The organism is Streptomyces sp. VRA16 Mangrove soil, assembly GCF_017377775.1.
In the GTDB taxonomy this organism is placed as follows: Bacteria; Actinomycetota; Actinomycetes; order Streptomycetales; family Streptomycetaceae; genus Streptomyces.
This window is the reverse complement of record NZ_JAFVLN010000006.1, coordinates 332,481-354,410: the sequence shown is the minus strand read 5'-3', so window position 1 is coordinate 354,410 and position 21,930 is coordinate 332,481. Positions and strand designations below refer to the sequence as shown.

General features: G+C 69.6%; 19 protein-coding genes and 1 riboswitch. Of the genes, 3 read left to right on the top strand and 16 right to left on the bottom strand.

The features are described from left to right. Positions 1-3: 3 nt before the first annotated feature. From J3486_RS19160 to J3486_RS19140, 5 genes are all read right to left on the bottom strand, one after another. Positions 4-1,209 carry a hypothetical protein gene (locus tag J3486_RS19160; RefSeq protein WP_207821649.1) on the bottom strand — a complete coding sequence of 402 codons (1,206 nt, stop codon included), beginning with the start codon at positions 1,207-1,209 and terminating at the stop codon, positions 4-6. Between the two features lie 222 nt (positions 1,210-1,431). Then, positions 1,432-2,457 (bottom strand): NlpC/P60 family protein, encoded by a 1,026-nt coding sequence (locus J3486_RS19155; protein ID WP_207821647.1) that lies wholly within the window; start codon positions 2,455-2,457, stop codon positions 1,432-1,434. Between the two features lie 436 nt (positions 2,458-2,893). Then, entirely contained in the window at positions 2,894-3,925 is a 1,032-nt protein-coding gene (locus tag J3486_RS19150; protein WP_207821645.1) for an NlpC/P60 family protein, read from the bottom strand. A 286-nt stretch (positions 3,926-4,211) separates the two neighbouring features. Beyond that, the gene (locus tag J3486_RS19145; protein WP_207821643.1) at positions 4,212-5,564 is read right to left on the bottom strand and encodes an NYN domain-containing protein; all 1,353 of its coding nucleotides are present in this window, start codon (positions 5,562-5,564) and stop codon (positions 4,212-4,214) included. Positions 5,565-5,597: 33 nt separating this feature from the next. Beyond that, entirely contained in the window at positions 5,598-5,837 is a 240-nt protein-coding gene (locus tag J3486_RS19140) for a hypothetical protein (protein WP_207821641.1), read from the bottom strand. A gap of 115 nt (positions 5,838-5,952) precedes the next feature. Between J3486_RS19140 and J3486_RS19135 the strand changes: the two genes are divergently transcribed. Both J3486_RS19135 and J3486_RS19130 read left to right on the top strand, forming a co-directional pair. After that, positions 5,953-6,696 (top strand): rhomboid family intramembrane serine protease, encoded by a 744-nt coding sequence (locus J3486_RS19135; protein ID WP_207821639.1) that lies wholly within the window; start codon positions 5,953-5,955, stop codon positions 6,694-6,696. Next, positions 6,693-6,974, top strand: a complete 282-nt coding sequence (locus tag J3486_RS19130; RefSeq protein WP_207821637.1) for an Lrp/AsnC family transcriptional regulator — start codon at positions 6,693-6,695, stop codon at positions 6,972-6,974. The genes J3486_RS19135 and J3486_RS19130 overlap by 4 nt, the downstream gene beginning before the upstream one ends. 9 nt (positions 6,975-6,983) lie before the next feature. Here the strand turns inward: J3486_RS19130 and J3486_RS19125 are convergent, their stop codons facing one another. The 7 genes from J3486_RS19125 to J3486_RS19095 all read right to left on the bottom strand — a co-directional run bounded on the left by J3486_RS19125 (position 6,984) and on the right by J3486_RS19095 (position 16,466). Further along, positions 6,984-9,179, bottom strand: a complete 2,196-nt coding sequence (locus tag J3486_RS19125) for a PQQ-binding-like beta-propeller repeat protein (protein ID WP_229378216.1) — start codon at positions 9,177-9,179, stop codon at positions 6,984-6,986. Between the two features lie 51 nt (positions 9,180-9,230). Beyond that, positions 9,231-10,625 carry an aminotransferase class V-fold PLP-dependent enzyme gene (locus tag J3486_RS19120; RefSeq protein ID WP_207821635.1) on the bottom strand — a complete coding sequence of 465 codons (1,395 nt, stop codon included), beginning with the start codon at positions 10,623-10,625 and terminating at the stop codon, positions 9,231-9,233. Between the two features lie 185 nt (positions 10,626-10,810). Continuing rightward, a riboswitch (SAM riboswitch) is annotated at positions 10,811-10,944 on the bottom strand. Positions 10,945-11,034: 90 nt separating this feature from the next. Next, complete coding sequence (gene trpD / locus J3486_RS19115) at positions 11,035-12,099, bottom strand: anthranilate phosphoribosyltransferase (RefSeq protein WP_207821633.1); 1,065 nt, start codon at positions 12,097-12,099, stop codon at positions 11,035-11,037. Between the two features lie 145 nt (positions 12,100-12,244). Further along, the gene (locus J3486_RS19110) at positions 12,245-13,906 is read right to left on the bottom strand and encodes a cytochrome bc complex cytochrome b subunit (RefSeq protein ID WP_207821631.1); all 1,662 of its coding nucleotides are present in this window, start codon (positions 13,904-13,906) and stop codon (positions 12,245-12,247) included. After that, positions 13,903-14,958: a ubiquinol-cytochrome c reductase iron-sulfur subunit gene (locus J3486_RS19105; protein WP_207821629.1), complete on the bottom strand. Its 1,056-nt coding sequence runs from the start codon at positions 14,956-14,958 to the stop codon at positions 13,903-13,905. The genes J3486_RS19110 and J3486_RS19105 overlap by 4 nt, the downstream gene beginning before the upstream one ends. Then, a complete protein-coding gene (locus J3486_RS19100; RefSeq protein ID WP_207821627.1) occupies positions 14,955-15,764 on the bottom strand; it encodes a c-type cytochrome in 810 nt (269 codons plus the stop codon). Before J3486_RS19100 ends, J3486_RS19105 begins: the two co-directional genes overlap by 4 nt. An 81-nt stretch (positions 15,765-15,845) precedes the next feature. Further along, entirely contained in the window at positions 15,846-16,466 is a 621-nt protein-coding gene (locus J3486_RS19095; RefSeq protein ID WP_026246331.1) for a heme-copper oxidase subunit III, read from the bottom strand. 209 nt (positions 16,467-16,675) lie between these two features. On the opposite strand from J3486_RS19095, the gene J3486_RS19090 reads away from it, so the two are divergent. After that, entirely contained in the window at positions 16,676-17,077 is a 402-nt protein-coding gene (locus J3486_RS19090; RefSeq protein WP_207821625.1) for a hypothetical protein, read from the top strand. 72 nt (positions 17,078-17,149) lie between these two features. Here J3486_RS19090 and J3486_RS19085 read toward each other — a convergent pair whose 3' ends face one another. From J3486_RS19085 to coxB, 4 genes are all read right to left on the bottom strand, one after another. Beyond that, entirely contained in the window at positions 17,150-18,403 is a 1,254-nt protein-coding gene (locus J3486_RS19085) for an Ig-like domain-containing protein (protein WP_207821624.1), read from the bottom strand. 152 nt (positions 18,404-18,555) lie between these two features. Further along, entirely contained in the window at positions 18,556-18,954 is a 399-nt protein-coding gene (locus J3486_RS19080) for a cytochrome c oxidase subunit 4 (RefSeq protein WP_207821622.1), read from the bottom strand. After that, entirely contained in the window at positions 18,951-20,687 is a 1,737-nt protein-coding gene (ctaD, locus tag J3486_RS19075) for a cytochrome c oxidase subunit I (RefSeq protein WP_207821620.1), read from the bottom strand. Before ctaD ends, J3486_RS19080 begins: the two co-directional genes overlap by 4 nt. Then, positions 20,684-21,643 (bottom strand): cytochrome c oxidase subunit II, encoded by a 960-nt coding sequence (coxB, locus tag J3486_RS19070; protein ID WP_207821618.1) that lies wholly within the window; start codon positions 21,641-21,643, stop codon positions 20,684-20,686. The genes ctaD and coxB overlap by 4 nt, the downstream gene beginning before the upstream one ends. Between the last annotated feature and the right edge of the window lie 287 nt (positions 21,644-21,930).

Here is a 21,930-nt window from a genome sequence, read left to right as displayed (position 1 = left end):
GGTTCAGCCCAGCTCGTCGCCGACGTAGGCCCGCCAGCGCGCCAGGAACTCCTGCTCGTCGATGCCGAGCACGCCGCGCAGCGCGCCGTCCACGGCCCCGGCCCGCTGCCGGTGGCCGCCGACCGCCTTGTAGAAGGCGTTGAGCTTGGCCTCGCCCCAGGTGCCGGCGATCATCCGGCAGGCCATCCAGCCGCTCTCGTACGCCCGTGCCAGCTTGCCGGAGTCGCCGCTGAAGCCGAAGTCGGCGTCGTCGGGGAGCGAGCCGGGCGCGGAGCCCGACCGCACCGCGCGCTGGAGCTCGGGCGCCGCCTGGGCGGGGGTGCGGCCGCTGCCGCGGTACCCGGCCCAGTCCGCGTACCCCTCCGACAGCCACAGCGGGGTCGCCGCCGAGGTCACCGCCCGCGTCGCCACGTGCGCCGTCTCATGGGTGAGGACGACCTGCTTGCCGAACGCGCCGAGGACGCTGTACGCATCCGGGTTGACGATCACCCGGTCCGCGGGCGCGCTGCGCGAACCGCCCGCCTCGCCCGTCGTCACCGCGGCGATCCCCTGGTAGCCGGAGGCCGGGGCGCCGAGCAACTCGCCCATCCCGTCGAGGGACTTGGGGACGATGACGACCACGCGCCGCGCCCAGTCGGCGCCCCAGGCGTCCACCACAGCGGGCACCGCGTCGTCGGCGTCGTCCGCATAGGCCCGGAGGGTGGAGCGCTCCCGGCCGACGCCGAGGACGAGGCTGTGCTCCCCCTTCACCGCCGTGACCCTGCCCTGCTCCCACAGCTGCTCGGCGGACTTCTGCGCGGGCCGGTCGGCGGTGACGTACCAGTGTCCGCTCCGGTGCCGGAGCGTGAGGGTGCGCTCGGTGACGACCGGGGCCCTGTCGTAGCCGCGGAAGCGGTAGCGCAGTTCGGCGGTGGCCGTGGCCCGCTCGCCCCGGGTCGGGCCGACGCGGGTCAGCCGGTACGCCCAGGACGCGAGCGGGACCTCGGCGAGGTCGGACAGGAGCGTCGGCTCCGCGTCCCCCGTGGCCCGGTACGCGGACGCGTCCTTGGTCAGGACGGCGTCCGCCCGGCGGTCCAGGACGCGCTGCACGGCGGCCGAGCGGCCGTCCGCCCGCGTCCCGTCCGCGCCGCACCCGGACACGCCGACGAGCAGGGCCCCGAGCACCGCGAAGGAGCCCGCCCTGCTCATCGCACGCCGTCGACCAGCCATCCTTCCGATCGTACGGTGCGCCGCACGAAAGGTCCCCAGAGTCTGCCCGGCGGATCGGGTCGCATCCGTGCGGCCCGCGCCTTTCGTGGCCGGTGAGCGGGGTCCGGCGCGTCGAGACGCAAGCCGCGGGAGGGCGCCGACGCGGAGCGTGGGCGACCGACGGCAACACCGCGGGTCGGCGTGCCGGCCCCCGCGCCCGCGACAAGGTCCGCCGGGCACGCCCTAGGGTCGCGTCACGGATGAGACGGGCATCATGCCGACCGGGTCGTAGCGGACCGGGGCGCCGGGGTACGGGGCGTGGATCACCTGGCCGTTGCCCGCGTAGATGCCGACGTGGCTGGCGTCGCCGCGGTAGATGACCAGATCGCCGGGGCGTGCCTCGGACAGCGACACCTGCCGCCCGGCGTACCGCTGCTCCTGCGAGGTGCGCGGCAGGCTGACGCCCGCGCGCGCGTACGACCACTGCATCAGGCCCGAACAGTCGAAGCCCGAGGGCCCGTTGCCGCCCCAGACGTACGGGCGGCCGAGCGCGGACTGGGCGGCGGCCAGGGCCGCGGCCGCACGGGACGAGGAGGCCGGGCCCGCGCCCGACAGATCGGGGCGGGCGCCGCCGCGCGAGGCCTGCTCGTACGCGGCCCGCTCCGGGGCGGCCATGGAGTTCAGCAGCCGCCGCGCCTTGGCCAGCTTGGTCTCGACGGTGCGCTTGTGCCGGGCGACGGCCTTGCGGCTCTGCTCCAGCTCGCCGAGCTTGCGCCGGGCCTCGGCCCGCTCCTGCGCCAACTCCCGCTGCGCGTCCTGAAGTTCCGCCAGCTCGTCCGCCTGCCGCGCGCTGATCCGGTCCATGGTGCTGGCCCGGTCGAGATAGCCGTCCGGGTCGGAGGAGAGCATCAGGGCGAGCGAGGGGTCCATGCCGCCCGAGCGGTACTGGGCGCCGGCCACCATGCCGAGCGCCTGCCGCATCTTGTTGATCCGCTCCTGCCCGCGGGCCACCTCGTCCTGCGTCCTGGCCAGGTCCTTGCGGAGCTGTCCGGCCCGCTCGTCGGCCTTGTTGTACGACTCGGTGGCCTGCTCCGCCTGCTCGTAGAGGCGGTCGACCTCGGCCTTGGTGTCGGCCGGCCTGTCCTGCGGAGCGGCGCCCGCGGGAACGGCGCCGAGCGCCGCGGCGGCTCCGGCCGCGGCAACGGTCAGGACGGTGACGCGCGTGCTCAGCTCGAACCCTGATGGCGCGATACGGCGATGGGACCCCACGGGTGTCGGTGCTCCTTCCGTGCCGTCCCGCCCCCACCGTCCGACGCGGGCGGCGAGGCTGCGGAGTGCGGGCCGACATGGACGTCCGTCCGGCATACGCCGGGCCCGGCCTGCCGGCCCGCGGTGCGGGCCCGCTTCCGGCGGGTTCCTGCTTCACGGGCCCCTGCCGGAGATCGGAACTCCGGTCCGGCGCGGGCCTCCACAGACATCACTTCCCGCCCGTCCGGCGGTAGGTCCGCGGGCTGACGCTCACGAACAGCGCGGAAGCTATCACGCAGTGCGACCGCGGGAACGAGGCGCGAAAACCCCGCGCCCCGGCATCGAAGCAGGTCGATGCCGGGGCGCGGGGTCAGCGGAAGATGTCGGAATTCGCCCGAACGGGCGCGTTTCTGAATCTCGTAGGGCTGTCGTGCCGAAGGTCGGACGCAGGGCCCGGTCAGCCGGCGATACGGACGCCGAACATGAAGGTGCCGACGGTGCTCATCGACTCGTAGCGGACGACGGCGCCGGGGTGCGGGGCGTGCAGGACCTGACCGTTGCCCGCGTACAGGCCCACGTGCGCAAGGTTGTTGAAGAAGACGAGGTCACCGGGCTTGAGCTGGCTCATGCCTATCTTGGTGCCGTCGTTCTGCTGGGTGTACGTGGTCCGGGTGATGCCGACCCCGGCCTGGTTGTACGACCACTGGGTCAGGCCCGAGCAGTCGTAGGAGTTGGGGCCCGTACCGCCGGAGACGTAGGGCTTGCCGAGCTGGGTGGCGGCGGCGCTCAGGGCGGCGGCACCGAACTTGGAGGCGGCCGCCTCGTTGCCGAGGTCGACGCGGCTGGCGGAGGAGCGGCTGGCGCGCGCGTCGTCCGCGGCCATGGCCTCGCGCTCGGCGGCGGTCAGGGAGTTGAGCAGCTTCTGCGCCTTGCTGAGCTTGCTCTGGACTTCCTTCTTCTTCTTGCCGAGCTCGGTGCGGGTGTCGGCGAGGTCCTTGAGCTTCTCCGTGGCCTCGGCGCGCTCCTGGGCGAGCGTGCGCTGCTTCGCCTGGACCTTCTTGAGCGACTCCAGCTGCTGCGCGGAGAGCGAGTCGAGCGTGGACGCCTTGTCGAGGTAGTCGTCCGGGTTCGAGGAGAGGAACAGCTGGACCGAGGGGTCGATGCCACCGGAGCGGTACTGCTGGCTGGCGAGCGAACCGAGGCCCGTGCGCAGCTTGTTGAGCTCCTCCTGCTCGCGGGCGACCTTGTCCTGAAGCTCGCCGATCTCCTTCTCGAGCTTCTTCTGCTTCTCCTTGGCCCCGTTGTAGTGGTCGGTGGCGAGACCGGCCTCTTCGTAGAGCTTGTCGACCTTGGCCTTGACCTCGCTCTTGGTGGGCTTCGGCGCGGCGCTGGCAGCCTGCGAAGTGAGGGCCACGGCAGCGGCGGCGGTCGCGGTGAGCACGGTCACACGGGTGCGGCTCGGCTGCTTGGGTCGACGGTGGGACGCCACGAAGGCGAGCTCCTTCTTCCTCCAGCCGCCCACAGAACACCCGATGGGCGGTGCCCCTCCACCGTCACTCACCTCATGTGAGTGATCACCCGAGCGGAGGTTCGAGGCCCGACCCTAGTGACCTTCTTGTGATCAGTTCAAATCCTGACGAGAAAAATCTCGGTCACCCACTGCATTCTTTGCACTCAACTCACATGCAGTGATGTCGCTTTGACGCTACGTTGCGTGAAGGTTTCGCCAATTCGGGCAAGCGGAATGGAAGTTGCGGTTCCGGTCAAGCCGGACATCAGCCGCGTGACAGCCGCTTCAGGAGCATCACTGACGCAACCGGACGTGCGCCGGCCTTCGCGACCCCGTCGGCGACCTCGCGGTCGGTCGAGACGACGATCACCGGCCGGCCCGGGGGCTCGGCCCGCACCAGCTGACGGATCAACTCGTCGGCGGTGACCCCGGCCTTGGAGAACAGCACCCGGACGCCGCGCGGCGGCGCGAGCAGCACCGGAGCGGCCAGCTCGGCCCCGTCGAAGACACAGGTCACCTCGGCGCCCGTCTGCGCGGCGAGCTGCGAGAGCGACCCGAGCAGTCTGAGCCGCTGCTTCTCCAGCGGCATCGTGGGATAGCCGGTCTTCGTCACGTTGTAGCCGTCGACCACGAGATGGGCCTGCGGCAGCGCGAGCAACTGGTCGAGGATCGCTGGGTCGTGCTCGTGCAGGGCGCGGGCCGCGATGTCCTTCGGGGTCATCTTCCCCGGCTCCACGGCGTCCACGGAGTCGGCCGGCCGCACGGAGACCGGCGGCAACGCCAGCTCCCTGCGCAGCCCCTGGGCCGCGTCGAGCACCGTGTCGAGCAGCAGGCGGACGCGCATGTCCTCGACGCTGCGCCCCTCGCGGGCCGCCCGCCGGGACGCCTCCAGGGCCGCCTCGGTCTCCCCGAGCCGCGCTTTGAGCCGCCGGGTCTCGCTCTCCGCGGCGGAGACCTGCGCCTGCGCCTCGGCCCGCGCCCCGTCGATCTCGGCCTGCGCCTTGCGCACCGCGGCCTCGCCGCGCTTCACGTCGCTCAGGGCGGAGCGCAGCTTGCGCTGCACGGAGTCCACCTCGCGCCGGGCGGCGTCCAGTTCGGTGCGCAACCGTTCCGTCTCGGTCCTGGTCTGCCGCTGCGCCTCGGCGAGCTGCGCGCGCAGCCGGTCCAGTTCGGCCCGGGTCTCCTCGTCGACGCGCTCGGCGTCGGCGCGCTGCGCCTCCTCGCCCGCGGCGGCGACGAGCTTGACCCAGCCCGTGGGGCGCAGCACGTACGCGGCGGCGGCGACATCGAGCGGATCGGCGGCGGGCGGCGGCGAACCGGCCTCCAGGGCGCCCGCCAACTCCGGCTGCGCCTCCCGGAACCGCTCGGCGATCCGCTGCCGGAAGAGGGTGTCGCTCTCCACGGCCGCGGCCATCGCGTTCCCGGCGAACTTGGCCCGACGACTCGGGGTGAACCGGGCATACTGCCTCAATTGGGCCGGAAGTTCACCGACGGTCAGACCGCCGAATCCGTCCGAGACGATCTGCACGACGCGACGCCGCACACCTTCGGGCAACGGCCGGTCGAGCACCTCGGCGGCACCGCCGTCCCCGGCCTCCCCGCCCGTGCTCTCCACCATCCGTCACCCCAACTGTCGTGTGGGGCCGCTCCCTCAGGAGTCGGCGCCCGGCCTGTCCACAAGTTCCACCTGGTCCACCGCGTTGCACCAGCGGCAGCGCACGGACTCGATGGTCTCACTGACCACCTCGCGTTCCTCGACCTTCGGCTCACCGGCCAGGTCGAGGTGGAGGTACTCGACGACCTTCGACGAGCGCGTCACATCGAACCGCGTCAGGTTGCCGCAGAGCGTGCAGCGCCAGCGGGTGGTGGCGGTCGGCAGGGGAACCGTCATCTCAGAGCGTCTCTTCCTCGCGTGCACGGCGTGGTGCGTGGTGCTTGCTTTATTGCCCGTAACCCTACGGCCTGCCGTACGCCGCCCGCTCCCCGCCTTGCGTCATGCTCTCCCCATGATCGGCAACGGGCGCGACGCGATCGCAAAAGTGACCGCATTCCTCAGGGGCCACCCGGCCCCGGTCACGTACGGAATCATCGCGCTCTGCTGCGTGGTCTTCGTCCTCTCCCCCACCTCGGGGCTGAACCCCTCCTACGGCACGGGCGCCCGGCTGCTCACCGAGCAGACCGCCTACTTCAACCGCTGGGGCGTGGTCCCCGTCGAACTCTTCGGCGGATCCCCACGGGCTCTGCTCACCCCGCTCACGGCCCTGTTCGTGCACGGCAGCTGGCTGCACCTGCTGGGGAACATGCTGTTCCTCTACGTCTTCGGGGCGATGGTCGAAGAGCGCATGGGGCACGTCCCGTACGCACTCTTCTACCTGGTCTGCGGATACCTGGCGCTGCTCGGCTACGCGGCCGCGCACGCCGAGTCCGACCAGAGCCTGGTCGGCGCCTCGGGGGCGATCTCGGCGGTCCTCGGGGCGTTCCTGTACCTGTTCCCCGGAGCGCGGGTGACGAGCCTGTTCCCGTTCCTGTTCTTCCTGCCGCTGCGCTTTCCGGCGTGGGTGGTGCTGCCGTTCTGGGTGGCGCTGCAGTGGGCGGCGGCGGAACAGGACCACCAAGGGCCGGCCGTGGCGTATCTGGCACACCTGGTGGGCTTCTCGCTGGGGTTCCTGTACGCGTGGGTGCGTTATCGGGGCCGGGCTACAGTGAAGGCGACCCATGCCACGGCCACCGAGGGAGACAGCCAGCCGTGATCACCGCGATCGTGCTCATCAAGACCAGCGTGGACCGGATCCCCGAGATCGCCGAGTCGATCGCGGCCCTGGACAACGTGAGCGAGGTCTTCTCCGTCACCGGCACCTACGACCTGATCGCCATGGTCCGGGTCGCCCGCCACGACGACCTGGCCGAGATCATCCCCGGCCGGATCAGCAAGATCCCCGGCGTCGAGGGCACGGACACGCACGTCGCGTTCCGCACGTACTCGCAGCACGACCTGGAGGCCGCGTTCTCGATCGGCCTCGACGGCTGACGCGCAAGCTCAGCGCGGGAGACGGACGGCCGTGACGCCGTAGCCGTCCGTCACGTAGACCCGGCCGTCCCTGACGACCGGGCTGTGCGTCCCGCCCTGCGGCGGCGCCCCGCCGCTCAGCTTGCTGCTCCATGTCTTCACGGCCTTGGCGGCCTTCGCGCCCTTGGCGTTCACCGCGAAGACCTCGGCACCCTGCCGCACGTAGAGGGTGCCGCCCGCGACCACGGGATCGCTGTACTGGCTGATGCTGTCGCCCGAGCCGCTGGTGTCGCCGATGGGGAGCCGCCAGGCCGTCGAGCCGTCGGCGGGGTCGAACGCGACGAGCGCGTTGTCGGTGGAGCCGACGGCGAGGCCGCCGAACGCCACCGTGGTGGTGTAGCGGCCACCGCCCAGGACGTCGTCGGCCTGCTGGTCCCACAGGACCTTCCCGCCCCGGCCGATGCCGTGCAGCATCTGCGGGCCGCCCGACCCGACGACGAGGGTGTCCCCCACCAGCGTGGGCCGTCCGGTGTCGATGCCCGCGGGCGCCGCCCACAGCTTCTTGCCGGTCGTCGCGTCCAGCGCGAGCACCCGGTCCCCGAACGTGCCGACGTACACCGTGCCGCCCGCGACCACCGGCTCGCTGGTGGGCGCGGGCCCGGTCGGGGTGTCCCAGGCGACGCCGCCGTCGGCGGTGTGGGCGCGCACCCCGCCGGTGTCCGCCGAGGCCCCGTAGGACACCAGGACCAGCTTCCCCGCGGCGACCGGGAACTGACTGTTGCCCGCGGCCTTCCGGCGCCAGAGCACCTTGCCCGCCGGGTCGAGGGCGCACAACTGGGTGGCGCCCTCCCCGTTGTCGTACAGCAGGCAGTACACGCCGCCGGCCGTGACGAGCGGGGACATCACCGGGGCGCCGAGCCCGGTCCGCCAGAGCGTGGCGCCGTGGACGTCCAGGGCGCGCAGCGCGCCGTCGGAACCGCCGACGTACACCTGCGACCCGTCGCGCGAGAAGGCGGCGCACGGGCCGCGCTGTCCGCCGAGCCCCCTGACCTTGACCGGCCAGCCCGCCGTACGTGCCGTGGACGAGGACCCCTGCCCGGTTCCGCCGCCGCCCGCGCCCCGCGTGTCCCGCTCCCCGCCCGGTTCGCGCAGCCACAGCCAGCCGCCGACGCCCGCGCCCACCACGGCGGCGCCGCCTCCCGCGGCGAGGGCGAGGAACCGGCGCCGGGAGGGCGGCTCCTGCGGGGCGGGGGTGTTGGTCACCGTCTGCGGCGCCACGTACTCGACACGGCTCTCGCGCTCCTGGGCGCCGCTCTCCGGCAGCCAGCGCTGCGGCTCGGCCTCGGGGCCCTGCGGCTCCTCGGGCGCCAGCCAGCCGGGCCGGGTCCGCTCGCGCAGGGTGCGGTCGGTGTGCCCGGTGGCCGCGAGGACGTCGGCGGGCGTCGGCCGCTCGGCGGGCTCCGCGCTCAGACAGGCCTCGACGAGCGGCCGCACCCGTGCGGGCACCGCGCTCAGATCGAAGTCCCGGGTGAGGATGCGCAGCAGGACCACCGAGTCCTGCCCCTCCCCGAAGGGCGCGCGCCCGGTCGAGGCGTACGCGAGGACGGCGCCCAGCGAGAAGACGTCGCTCGGCGCGGCCACCTCCGCGCCGTTGCGGATCTGTTCCGGCGAGACATAGCCGACCGAGCCGACGATGGTGCCGGTCCGGGTCAGGGCCGTCGCCTCCAGGGCCCGTACGATCCCGAAGTCGATGACCCGGGGGCCGTCGGGGGCGAGCAGGATGTTGGACGGCTTCAGGTCCCGGTGGACCATGCCCTTGGCGTGGATGGCGGCGAGCGCCTCGGCCAGCGCCGCCGCGAGGGTGAGCACCGTCGTCTCGGGCAGCGGCCCGTGGTCGAGGACGGCGTCGCGCAGATTGGGCCCGTCGACGAACTCCGTCGCCATCCAGGGGCGTTCGCTCTCGGTGTCGGCGTCGACGACCCGGGCCGTGTACGTGCCCGTGCCGCCCACCGACTGGGCGGCCTGCACCTCCTGGCGGAAGCGCGCCCGGAAGGTCCGGTCCTCGGCGTGCTCGGCCCGCACCACCTTCACGGCCAGGCGCAGGCCCGCCTCGGTCCGGGCGACGAAGACCTCGCCCATGCCGCCGGACCCGAGCCTGCCGACCACCTCGTACGGCCCGATCCGGCGCGGATCCGACTCCCGCAGCACGTCCACGTCGTCCCCCATCAGCGTGTATCCGCAGAGGGAAGGATCGTACGACGTACTGCCGTGCGGGGATCAGGCGGTCGTGGTGTCGGGCACGCAACGCCCGTCCTCGGTGCGGTAGTTCCAGCGCGCGCCGTCCCGCACCAGCTCGGTCACGGCGGACACGAACCGCTCCACGTGCTCGTCCGGCGTACCGGCCCCGAAGCTGACCCGGATCGCGTTCAGCGACTTCTCGCCGGGCGCGGCCTCCGGCGCCCCGCACTCGCCCTGCGTCTGCGGGTCCGAGCCGAGCAGCGTGCGCACCAGCGGGTGGGCGCAGAACAGGCCGTCGCGGACCCCGATGCCGTACTCGGCGGACAGGGCGGCGGCGAAGTGCGAGGAGTTCCAGCCCTCGACGACGAAGGAGATGACGCCGACGCGCGGGGCGTCGTCGCCGAACAGCGAGAGGACCTTCACCTCGGGCACGGCGGCGAGCCCGTCCCGCACCTTGCCGATCAGGTACTGCTCGCGCTCGACGAGGCTCTCGAACCCGGCTTCGGTGAGCGCCTTGCAGGCGGAGGCGATGGAGTAGACGCCGATCACGTTCGGGGAGCCGGCCTCGTGGCGGGCGGGCGTGGTGTGCCACTCGACGTCCACGCCGCCGTCCGTGCGGCGGGCGACCTTGCGGGAGGCGCCGCCGCCGGCGAGGTACGGCTCGGCCTCGGTCAGCCAGTCGGCGCGGCCGGCGAGCACGCCGGACCCGAAGGGGGCGTACAGCTTGTGGCCGGAGAAGGCGACCCAGTCGACGTCGAGGTCCTGCACGGAGACCGGGTGATGGGGCGCCAGCTGGGCGGCGTCGAGCACGATGCGGGCACCGTGCGCGTGAGCGGCCGCCGCGAGCTCGCGCACCGGCCAGAGCTCACCGGTGACGTTGGAGGCACCGGTGACACAGACGAGGGCGGGCGCTGTGTCGGTCGCCTGGGCGGCGCGGTCGGCGAGGGCCCGCTCCAGGGTGGCGACGGCCTCGCCGGGGGTGCGCGGCGCGTTCAGGTACGTCACCTGCGCGTCGCGCCACGGCAGCAGCGAGGCGTGGTGCTCGGTCTCGAAGACGAAGACCTCGCAGTCGGCGGGGAGCACGGCGGCGAGCAGGTTGAGCGAGTCGGTGGTGGACCGCGTGAAGACGACCTGGTCGCCCTCGCGGCAGTCGAGGAACTCGGCGACCGTCCTGCGGGAGTTCTCGAAGAGGTCGGTGGAGAGCTGCGAGAGGTACCCGGCGCCGCGGTGCACGCTGCCGTAGTACGGGGCGTACGCGGCGACGTCGTCCCACACCCGCTGCAGGGCCGGGGCGCTGGCCGCGTAGTCGAGGGCCGCGTACGTCACTTCGCCGCCGGTGACGAGCGGCACGGTGACGTCCCGGCCGAGCACGGCGAGCGGGGCGGCGATGTCGGCGGAGGCGGCGGTGCAGGCGGCGTCGGCGGAAACAGACATGGTGAACTCCCTGGCGAGTCAAGCGAATTGACCATGCCGGAGCCACGTCTGAGCGCTACGGAACAGGGCTCGACGGCATGGAAAGAAAAGGAAAACGGTACGCAGAGGCGGGGCCGAAACGCCCTATCGCATTCGCTTGCTCACGAGACTGCTCCCTTGAGGACCAGGACCCCAGGGTTGCGAGGGGTCCGCGCTTGCCGTGCGCCTTGCTGCGTACGGCCTGGTCTTCACCCAGGGCACCCCGCCACGGACGGAGGGTTGCCGGACAGCGGGCTGGGGCCTTCTGCAGTGGATGAACACAGCGCTGTCACTCATGACCTTGGACAGCATCCTGCCACACGTCCGGGATACGGCAAGGGCGCAGTCCAACTCTTGAGACAGAGAAGTCGGACTGCGCCCTGCGTCGTGCTCAGCGGTTGGAGGCGACGACCCAGCGTTCCAGGGTGCCCTTCGCGGCGCCGGAGTCGATCGACTCGGCGGCCCGCTCCATGCCGGCCGCGATCTGCTCGACGAGCGTGCCGCTGCCGGGGCGTACGGCGACGAGCGCGGCGGCGGAGTTCAGCAGGACGGCGTCACGGACCGGCCCGCGCTCCCCGTCGAGCAGCCGCCTGGCCACCTCCGCGTTGAACGACGGGTCGCCGCCGCGCAGCGCCTCGATCGGCACCGGGGTGATGCCGACGTCACGCGGGTCGAAGACCTCCTCGCGCACGGCGCCGTCGCGCACCACCCAGACCCGGGACGTCCCGGTGACGGTCAGCTCGTCGAGCCCGTCGTCGCCGCGGAAGACCAGCGAGGAGTTGCCGCGCTCGGCGAAGACGCCGGCCACGACGGGCGCCATCCGCGGGTCGGCGACACCGACCGCCTGCGCCTTGACGCGGGCCGGATTGGTCAGCGGGCCGAGCAGGTTGAACACGGTCCGGATGCCGATCTGGCCGCGGGCCGCGCCCGCGTACCGCAGCGCCGGGTGGAACTTGATCGCGAAGCAGAACGTGATGCCCGCTTCCTCGGCGACCTGGGGGACACGGGCCGGGGCCAGGTCCAGATTGACGCCCAGCTTCTCCAGGACGTCCGAGGAGCCCGAGGCCGAGGAGGCGGCCCGGTTGCCGTGCTTGACGACCTTGGCTCCGGCGCCCGCGATCACGATGGCGGACATGGTGGAGATGTTGACGGTCTTCGCGCCGTCGCCGCCGGTGCCCACGATGTCGACGGCCTCGCCCGGCACCTCGATGGTGTTGGCGTGCTCGTACATGCCGCGGACCAGGCCGGTGATCTCCTGGACCGTCTCGCCCTTGGCGCGCAGCGCGACCACGAAGGCGGCGATCTGAGCGTCGGTGGCCTCACCGCTCATGATGCGGTCCATCGCCCACGCGGTGTCGTCGGCGCTCTGGTCGTGGCCCTCCAGCAGACCGTTCAGCACGGTGGGCCAGGAACGGCCCGCCGCGGTGTTGCCTCCAGCGGGGGTCAAAGCGCTCATGGCCGCTCCTGTTGTTCACATGGGAAAGAGGATGAAGAAAAGCAGTCCCACCTTACCGAGGTCCTGGGACGGCAAAGAGCCCCCGTCCAGTGCCTGGACGAGGGCTCCTGCCGTGGCAGTACAGCGATGACTGTCAGATCAGAGATCAGTGGTGGCCGTGGCCGCTGGTGATCTCCTTGTACTCCTCGGCGGTGGGCTTGGGGATCTGGTTGTTCTCCCCGTAGTAGCCCTTCGAGAGCTTGGCGCGCAGCTTCTGCGAACGCGACACCTTGCGCTCCACACCGTTCTCGTCGACCTCGGGGCCGATCTCGACGGGCTCGTACTGGTGGTGCGCCGTGAGCGTGTGCAGGGCCTCGGAGCCGAGCGGCTCGTGGACCTCGATGAACTCACCGTGCGGCAGGCGCTTGATGATGCCGGACTCGCGTCCGTGCAGCACCTTGTCCTTGTCGCGACGCTGCAGGCCGAGGCAGATCCGCTTGGTGACGATGAAGGCGATGACCGGTCCCACGAAGAAGAAGATCCGGACGAACCAGGAGATCGCGTTCAGCGACAGGTGGAAGTGCGTGGCCCAGAGGTCGTTACCACCACCGACGAGCGTGACCATGTACATCGTGATCCAGGCGACGCCCAGACCGGTGCGGACCGGGGCGTTGCGCGGACGGTCCAGGATGTGGTGCTCGCGCTTGTCACCGGTGACCCAGGACTCGATGAACGGGTAGACCGCCATCGCGCCGAGGACGAGTCCGAAGACGACCAGCGGGATGAACACACCCAGGACGAGCGTGTGACCCCACAGGTTGATCTCCCAGCCCGGCATCACACGGATCAGGCCTTCGGCGAAGCCCATGTACCAGTCGGGCTGGGCGCCGGTGGACACCTGGTCCGGGCGGTACGGGCCGATGGCCCAGATCGGGTTGATCGAGGCGATCGCCGCGATGACCGCGATGACACCGAAGACCAGGAAGAAGAAGCCACCCGCCTTGGCCATGTAGACCGGGAGCAGCGGCATGCCGACGACGTTCTTCTCGGTCTTTCCGGCACCCGCGAACTGCGTGTGCTTGTGGTAGAAGACCAGGATCAGGTGCGCCACCATCAGGCCGAGCATGATGCCCGGCAGCAGCAGGATGTGGATCGAGTAGAACCGCGCGACGAAGTCGCCGCCCGGGAACTCGCCGCCGAAGAGGAAGAACGAGATGTACGTGCCGACGATCGGCGTGGACAGGATCGCGCCCTCGGTGAAGCGGACACCGGTGCCGGAGAGCAGGTCGTCCGGGAGCGAGTAACCGGTGAAACCGGTGAACATGCCCAGGACGAACAGCAGGAAGCCGAACAGCCAGTTGATCTCACGCGGCTTGCGGAACGCGCCCGTGAAGAACACGCGCATCATGTGCACGAACATGCCGGCGAGGAAGATCAGCGCGGCCCAGTGGTGGATCTGACGGATCAGCAGGCCACCGCGCACATCGAAGGAGATGTGCATGGTCGAGTTGAACGCCTCCGACATCAGCTGGCCCTTGAGCGGGACGTAGCTTCCGTCGTACACCACCTCGTTCATCGAGGGGTGGAAGAACAGCGTCAGGTACACACCCGTGAGGATGATGATGATGAAGCTGTACATGCAGATCTCGCCGAGCATGAAGGACCAGTGGTCCGGAAAGATCTTGCGCATGTTGGACTTGGCCAGGGAGTAGATCCCGAGGCGTCCGTCCGCCCAGTCGGCGACGCGCTCGCCGGCCGGGGCCTTCTCGCGCGAAGGCCCCGGTGCGTCAGCACCAAATGACTCTGTGTTCGTGGTTGCAGTACTCATCCGCGCTCCCAGAAGGCAGGACCGACGGGCTCTTCGAAGTCGCCGAGGGCCTGGAGGTAGCCCTCCTCGTCGACACCGATGCGCAGCTGCGGCAGCGCGTGGCCGGCGGGGCCGAAGATGACCCGGGCACCGTCGGAGAGGTCAAAGGTGGACTGGTGGCAGGGGCACAGCACGTGGTGCGTCTGCTGCTCGTACAGGGAGATCGGGCAACCGACGTGGGTGCAGATCTTCGAGTACGCGACCACACCCTCGTGCGACCACTCGAGCTCCTGCTTGTCCTTGATGTTGTCCGGCTGGATACGGACGATCATCAGGGCCGCCTTGGCCATGACGTTCTGGAAGTCCTCGTCGTGCTCCTCCACGCCCTCGGGCTTGGCGAAGGTGAGCGAACCGACCGCGATGTCCGAGGGACGCAGCGGCAGGTTCGTGTTCATGTTGACGAGCTTGAGGCCCTTCTTCCAGGCCGTCGTGCGCAGCTTCTTCTCGGGCAGCGGCCCGAGGTCGCGCAGCAGGACGACACCGGAGAGGGGCACCAGGGCGAGCGCACCGAACATCGTGTTGCGGATCAGCTTGCGACGGCCGAACTGCGACTCGCGGGCACCGTCGGCGAAGTCCTGCAGGACCTTCGCCTTGACCTCGGGCTCCGCCTCGATCGGGTGGCGCTCCTGGATGACCTCTTCGTCGGACATCAGGGTGCGGGCCCAGTGGACCGCGCCCGCGCCGATGCAGAACAGGGCCACGCCCAGCGTCAGGCCCAGCGCGAAGTTCAGCGCGCTGATGTGCCCGATCGGGAAGACGTAGATGCTCTTGTCGACGTCGAGGGTGACGTACGACGCGATGAAGCCGATGGTGGCCAGCATCGAGATCGTGAACAGCATGGCCACGACGCGCTCGGACCGCCGGGCGGCCCGCTCGTCGATGTCCTGGATCCGGTGCTCGTGCGGGGGCAGCCCCGGGTCGGCGAAGGGGTTGTCCTTCACCGCTACCGAACCGTGCTCGGCGTCCTGCTCCGTGGCGGGCAGGTTCTCTTCTGGAATGTCTTGGCTAGTCATGACTTCTTGGCCTTTGCGGTCCGAGCGGCAACCCAGATGGCGACGGCGATCAGACCGCCGAGACCGAAGATCCAGGCGAACAGACCCTCACTGACCGGGCCGAGCCCGCCCAGCTTGAGACCACCGGGACTCTCGGTCTTGTCGCCGTTGACCGCGTCGAGGTACGCGATGATGTCCTTCTTGTTCTGCTTGGTCATCGTCGTGTCCGGGAACGACGGCATGTTCTGCGGGCCGGTCTGCATGGCCTCGTAGATGTGCTTCGGGTCGACGTCCGCGAGGCTCGGCGCGAACTTGCCGTGCGTCAGCGCGCCACCTTCACCGGTGAAGTTGTGGCACTGGGCGCAGTTGGTGCGGAAGAGTTCGCCACCCTTCGCGACGTCGGCGCCGCTCGGGTCGTAGTCCTCCTTGGTCGGCGCGACCGGACCGGCGCCGAGGGAGGCGATGTACGCGGCGAGCTGGTCGATCTCGGCCTGCGAGTAGATGACCTTCTTGCGCGGGATCTGAGCGCCCGGCTGCTGGGCCGGCATACGGCCGGTGCCGACCTGGAAGTCGACGGCGGCGGAGCCGACGCCGACCAGGCTAGGACCGTCAGTGGTGCCCTGACCGCCGGTTCCGTGGCAGCTGGCGCAGCCGACGGAATAGAGCTTCTTGCCCTCGTCGATGGCGAGGGACTGGGCGGTTTCATCGGCCTGCGCCTTGCTCGCGGGTGCGAACGCGGCGTACAGCCCCCCGGTGGCCGCCAGCGCGAGGAGTAGGACGACGACCGCCGCCAGCGGATGGCGTCGTCGTGCGGAGAGCTTTTTCACGGATTACCCCGGTGTCAGGATCTTCTGCGTCGGTGCTGCGGGAATGTGTCGGGTGCTTCGCCCGATGCTGCGATCTGCGAACTACTTGATCAGGTAGATCGTGGCGAAGAGGCCGATCCATACGACATCGACGAAGTGCCAGTAGTAGGACACGACGATGGCCGCGGTCGCCTGCTCGTGGGTGAACTTCCGGGCCGCGTACGTCCTGCCGAGGACGAACAGGAAGGCGATGAGGCCACCTGTCACGTGCATGCCGTGGAAGCCGGTGGTCAGGTAGAAGACCGAGCCGTACGGGTCGGACGAGAGCGAAAGCCCGTCCTTCTTGACCAGCTCGGTGTACTCGAAGACCTGACCGCCGATGAAGATCGCACCCATGATGAAGGTGACGATGAACCACATCCGGAGCTTCTTCACGTCCCCGCGCTCGGCGGCGAAGACGCCGAGCTGACAGGTCAGGGAGGAGAGCACCAGGATCGTGGTGTTCGTCGCGGAGAACGGAAGGTTCAGGCTCGACGCCATTTCCTTCCAGTGATCCGGTCCGGTCACCGATCGCAGGGTGAAGTACATCGCGAAGAGGGCCGCGAAGAACATCAGCTCGGAACTCAGCCAGATGATGGTTCCGACGCTGGTGAGGTTCGGTCGATTGACCGACGGGTGCGCGTGCCCGGTTTCTACTGTCGTTGCTGTCGCCACGACCGACATTATGTCGGTCGCTTATCTCGCCCTCACTCCGGGGGGTGCCGTTCGGAGTGTCTGGGGGGTGTGTCCAGCCCATATGGCCCAGCCGAGCCCTGCCCGAGGCCCGTCCGCGCCGTGCGCGAACCGGTGTTGACGGGGTGTCGGGAGGAGTAGGCTCCGCGCCAACGACGCCCGCTACAGACGCCCCATGACAACGAGGTCTCGGAGGAACGATGCAGTCGACCGCGACGGTTCTGGTCTACAGCGATGACGCGAACACCCGCGAGCAGGTCCGGCTCGCGACCGGACGCAGGCCCGCATCCGACGCCCCCGAGGTCCAGTTCGTCGAGTGCGCGACGCTCCCGGCGGTCCTCAAGGAGCTGGACCGGGGCGGGATCGACGTCTGCGTCCTGGACGGCGAGGCCGTTCCGGCCGGGGGCATGGGGGTGTGCCGGCAGATCAAGGACGAGATCTTCCGCTGCCCGCCGGTGCTGCTCCTCATCGGCCGCCCGCAGGACGCCTGGCTGGCCACGTGGAGCCGCGCGGACGCCGCGGTGACGCTTCCGGTCGAACCGGTCGAATTCGCGGACGCACTGGCCTCCCTGCTGCGTTCCCGGCTCGCCGTCGGGGCCTGACACGCGCCGACTCCCGTACGCCATCGGCGTACGGGAGTCGGAAGTCTCACACCCGGATCGTGCCCGGCGGGCTCAGAGCTCCGGGCTGAGCCGGGCCTGCTGCGCCGGATCGGCCGTCTCGGTGGCCGTCAGCGCGCTGCCCTTGCGCCATTCCTTCCAGCCGAGGTTCCAGTCGCCGAACCCGTTGCCGAACGGGTCCATGTCCTCGCCGTAGCTGTTGACGACCTTGACGATGTCGCCCTTGCGGAAGGTGTCGAAGAACCACTCGGCGTTGCCGGTGCTCATGCCGGTGCAGCCGTGGCTGACGTTCTCGTAGCCCTGGGAGCCGGTGGACCAGGGGGCGGCGTGCACGTACTCACCGCTCCAGGTGACGCGGGTCGCGTAGTAGACCGGCAGGTTGTACGAGTCCGAGGAGCCCTCGGAGATGCCGATGCTGGTGCCGCGCATCCGGACGTAGTACTCCTGGCCGAGGACCACCTTGGTGCCGTTGCGGGTCTCGAAGCCGGGCTTGCCGGTGGTGATCGGGATGGAGTTGATCTCCTGCCCGTTGCGGTAGACCGTCATCCAGTGCGAGCCGGCGTCGGTGACGGCCACCATCTTGTTGCCGGTGGTGATGGTCAGCGGCTTGGAGCTGCCGCCCCACAGCCGGTCCGTGACCTTGAGGCCCTCCAGGTTGCTGTGGGCCGTGATGGTGGCGTTGGCGGGCCAGTACTCCTTGGGCCGGTAGTGGAGTTCCTTGCTGTCCACCCAGTACCAGGAACCCTCCGCCGCCGCGGGCTTGGAGTCGACCTTCAGGGCGCGCTCGACGATGGCGCGGGCCTTCTTGTCCTTGACGGCCTTGTTGAGCGTGGCGACCACGGGCTGGCCCACGCCGTACTTGCCGCCCTCGGGCCCGAAGGTGACCTTGAGGGCCTTCTCCTTGCTCGGGTTGCCGGTCTCGAAGGTGAGGACCTTCAGGCCGGGCGCCCCGTCCTCGTCCTCGGTACTGACGCGGACCGTGTACTGGGCCTCTGCGGCCAGCGGAGCGGTGGAGTGCCATCTGCGTCCGTCCGCGGTGAGTTCGCCCGCGACGTAGCGGCCCACGGCGTCCGTGGCGGTCACGTCGGTGATGCGCGCCTCGTCGCCCTGTGAGGTGACTTCCAGCGGCTTGTCCGGATCCGCCTTCTTGGCTCCCACGGGCCCGCTGAAGGAGATCTGGCCCGCCGCGTCGTACGGCTTGGCGGAGAGCGGGTGCGAGGAGCTGCCGCAGGCCGTGAGGCCCGCACCGAGGGCCGACACCAGGAGGGTGCAGCCCAGAACCGTACGGGTGCGCGGTGAGTGGTTCATGAAGAGAACCGTATGAAGGTTCATCAGGTCCGGCGCGGTGAGTGGGCCGCACGGGGCATACGGGGATCCCCGCGCAGCCGCCGCGGGCATGCGGAAGGGCCCGGACGCTCCCTCAGGAGTGTCCGGGCCCTTGCCGTGCGGAAGTTCAGGACCTACTGGGTCTGGTTCTCACCGCGGTAGTACTCGAAGACCCAGCCCCACAGGCCGAACGCGATGATCGGCGCCGAGAAGTAGATCAGCCACCAGCCGAAGACGACGCCCAGGAAGGTGAGCGCGCCACCGACGGCGAGGGAGAGCGGCTGCCAGGAGTGCGGGCTGAAGAAGCCCACCTCACCGGCGTCGTCCGCGACGTCGGCCTCCTTGTTGTCCTGCGCACCGGTGTCGACACGCCGGGCCGTGAAGGCCAGGTAGTAGCCGATCATGATGCACAGGCCGAACGCCAGGAAGAGCGCCGTCGTACCGGCCGGCTCCTTCGACCACACGCCGTAGACACCGGCCATGATCAGGACGAAGAGGCTCAGCCAGATGAACATCTTGCCTTGGACCTTCACTTGCCGGCCTCCTTGCCGCCAGCGAGCGCCTTGGAGCCGTGGCTGGAGTTCTCCAGCTGGTCCAGGGCCGCGATCTCAGGGTGATGCAGATCGAACGCCGGCGATTCCGAGCGGATGCGCGGCAGGGTGAGGAAGTTGTGGCGCGGCGGCGGGCAGGAGGTCGCCCACTCGAGCGAACGGCCGTAGCCCCACGGGTCGTCGACCTCGATCTTCTTGCCGTACTTGGCGGTCTTCCAGACGTTGTAGAAGAACGGCAGGATCGACAGACCGAGCAGGAAGGAGGAGATCGTCGAGATCGTGTTCAGCGCGGTGAAACCGTCGGCCGCGAGGTAGTCCGCGTAACGACGCGGCATGCCCTCGACGCCCAGCCAGTGCTGCACCAGGAACGTGCCGTGGAAGCCGCAGAACAGCGTCCAGAACGTGATCTTGCCGAGGCGCTCGTCGAGCATCTTGCCGGTGAACTTCGGCCACCAGAAGTGGAAGCCGGCGAACATCGCGAAGACGACCGTACCGAAGACCACGTAGTGGAAGTGCGCCACCACGAAGTACGAGTCCGAGACGTGGAAGTCCAGCGGCGGGGCCGCCAGGATGACACCGGTCAGACCACCGAAGGTGAAGGTGATCAGGAAGCCGATCGTCCAGAGCATCGGTGTCTCGAAGGACAGCGAGCCCTTCCACATCGTTCCGATCCAGTTGAAGAACTTCACGCCGGTCGGTACGGCGATGAGGAACGTCATGAAGGAGAAGAACGGGAGCAGTACGCCACCGGTGACGTACATGTGGTGCGCCCACACGGTCACGGAGAGACCGGCGATGGCGATCGTCGCGCCGATGAGGCCCGAGTAGCCGAACATCGGCTTCCTCGAGAACACCGGAATGATCTCGGAAATGATTCCGAAGAATGGCAGCGCGATGATGTACACCTCTGGGTGCCCGAAGAACCAGAAGAGGTGTTGCCATAGGAGCGCGCCGCCATTTGCGGCATCGAACACATGGGCACCGAACTTGCGGTCCGCCTCCAGGGCGAACAGCGCGGCCGCGAGGACCGGGAAGGCCAGCAGGACCAGCACCGCGGTCAGCAGGACGTTCCACACGAAGATCGGCATACGGAACATCGTCATGCCGGGAGCGCGCATGCAGATGATCGTGGTGATGAAGTTGACCGCACCGAGGATCGTGCCGAAGCCGGAGAAGGCCAGACCCATGATCCACATGTCGGCGCCGATGCCCGGCGAGCGGACGGCGTCCGACAGCGGGCTGTAGGCGAACCAGCCGAAGTCGGCCGCGCCCTGCGGGGTGAGGAAGCCACCCACCGCGATCAGCGAGCCGAACAGGTACAGCCAGTAGGCGAACATGTTCAGTCGCGGGAACGCGACGTCGGGGGCGCCGATCTGGAGCGGCATGATCCAGTTCGTGAAGCCCGCGAACAGCGGCGTCGCGAACATCAGCAGCATGATCGTGCCGTGCATCGTGAACGCCTGGTTGAACTGCTCGTTCGACATGATCTGCGTGCCGGGACGGGCCAGTTCGGCGCGCATGAAGAGCGCCATCAGACCGCCGACGCAGAAGAACGCGAACGACGTGACCAGGTAGAGCGTACCGATGGTCTTGTGGTCCGTGGTGGTGAGCCACTTGATCACGGTGGCGCCGGGGCGCTTGGGCCGCACCGGCAGCTCGTTCTCGTAGGAGTCGTCAGCTGCGGCGGCACCCTGGGGTTCGTTGAGGATGCTCACGTTGTCTTCGTCTCCCGGTTCGCCTCGTGGTCCGTCTGCGCGATGCCGGACGGGACGTAACCGGTCTGCCCCTTCTTGGCGAGGTCCTTGAGGTGCTGCTCGTACTTCTCCGGAGAGACGACCTTCACGTTGAACAGCATGCGCGAGTGGTCGACGCCGCAGAGCTCGGCGCACTTTCCGAGGAAGGTGCCCTCCTTGTTGGGGGTCACCTCGAAGGCATTGGTGTGGCCCGGGATGACGTCCTGCTTCATGAGGAACGGCACCACCCAGAAGGAGTGGATGACGTCACGCGAAGTCAGAACGAAGCGGACCTTCTCGCCCTTGGGGAGCCAGAGGGTCGGACCGGGGTTGTTGGTCTGCGGGTTCCGCTCGCCGGGGGTACCGACCTCGTAGACACCGCCGGCGTTGGCCGGGAAGTCCTTCTTGAAGCGCTCGGGGATACCCGAGAGCTCCTTGGAGGTCTTCGCGTCGCCACTCACACCCGGCACGTTCTCGACGTAGTTGAAGCCCCAGCTCCACTGGTAGCCGACCACGTTGATGGTGTGCGCGGGCTTGTCGTCGAGCTTGAGGAGCTTCGACTCGTCACGCGCGGTGAAGTAGAAGAGGACCGAGACCACGATGAGCGGAACCACCGTGTACAGCGCCTCAAGAGGCATGTTGTACCGGGTCTGGGTCGGAACCTCGATCTTGGTGCGGCTGCGCCGGTGGAAGATGATGCTCCACAGGATCAGACCCCACACCAGCACGCCCGTGGCGAGCGCTGCCGCCCACGAGCCCTGCCAGAGGGAGAGGATCCGAGGACCTTCCTCCGTCACCGGAGTGGGCATACCAAGACGGGGGAAGTCCTTGTATGTGCAACCGGTAGCGGTTACCAGGATCAGGCCCGCAGTCAGCACCTGCGGCAGCTTCCGCCGCATCGGGCGCCGCGACGAGCGGTCGGAGCCGTTGGGACTCACGTAGCGCCTTCCCGAGAGTCTCGCCCGCGCTCTTTGGTTGGCTACGGCCGCCATCTCGCTGGTCGCTCGCCGCCCTGGCACACGGGCAGGGGTTTGGATGTTTATGCGGACCAAACCCTACTGGACGCTATTTGGGGTCGCGCGGGGAGGGTGCCTAACGCGCCGCGGGTCACTCCGAAGAGGGGATCTGCCTGCGTCCTGGGGTTTCTGACGGGGGGTTGGGTCGCCCACCGGGGTGGGGGGATTTGTCCGGTTGGCGGGTGCGGGTTCCGGCGGGGCCGAGGGCG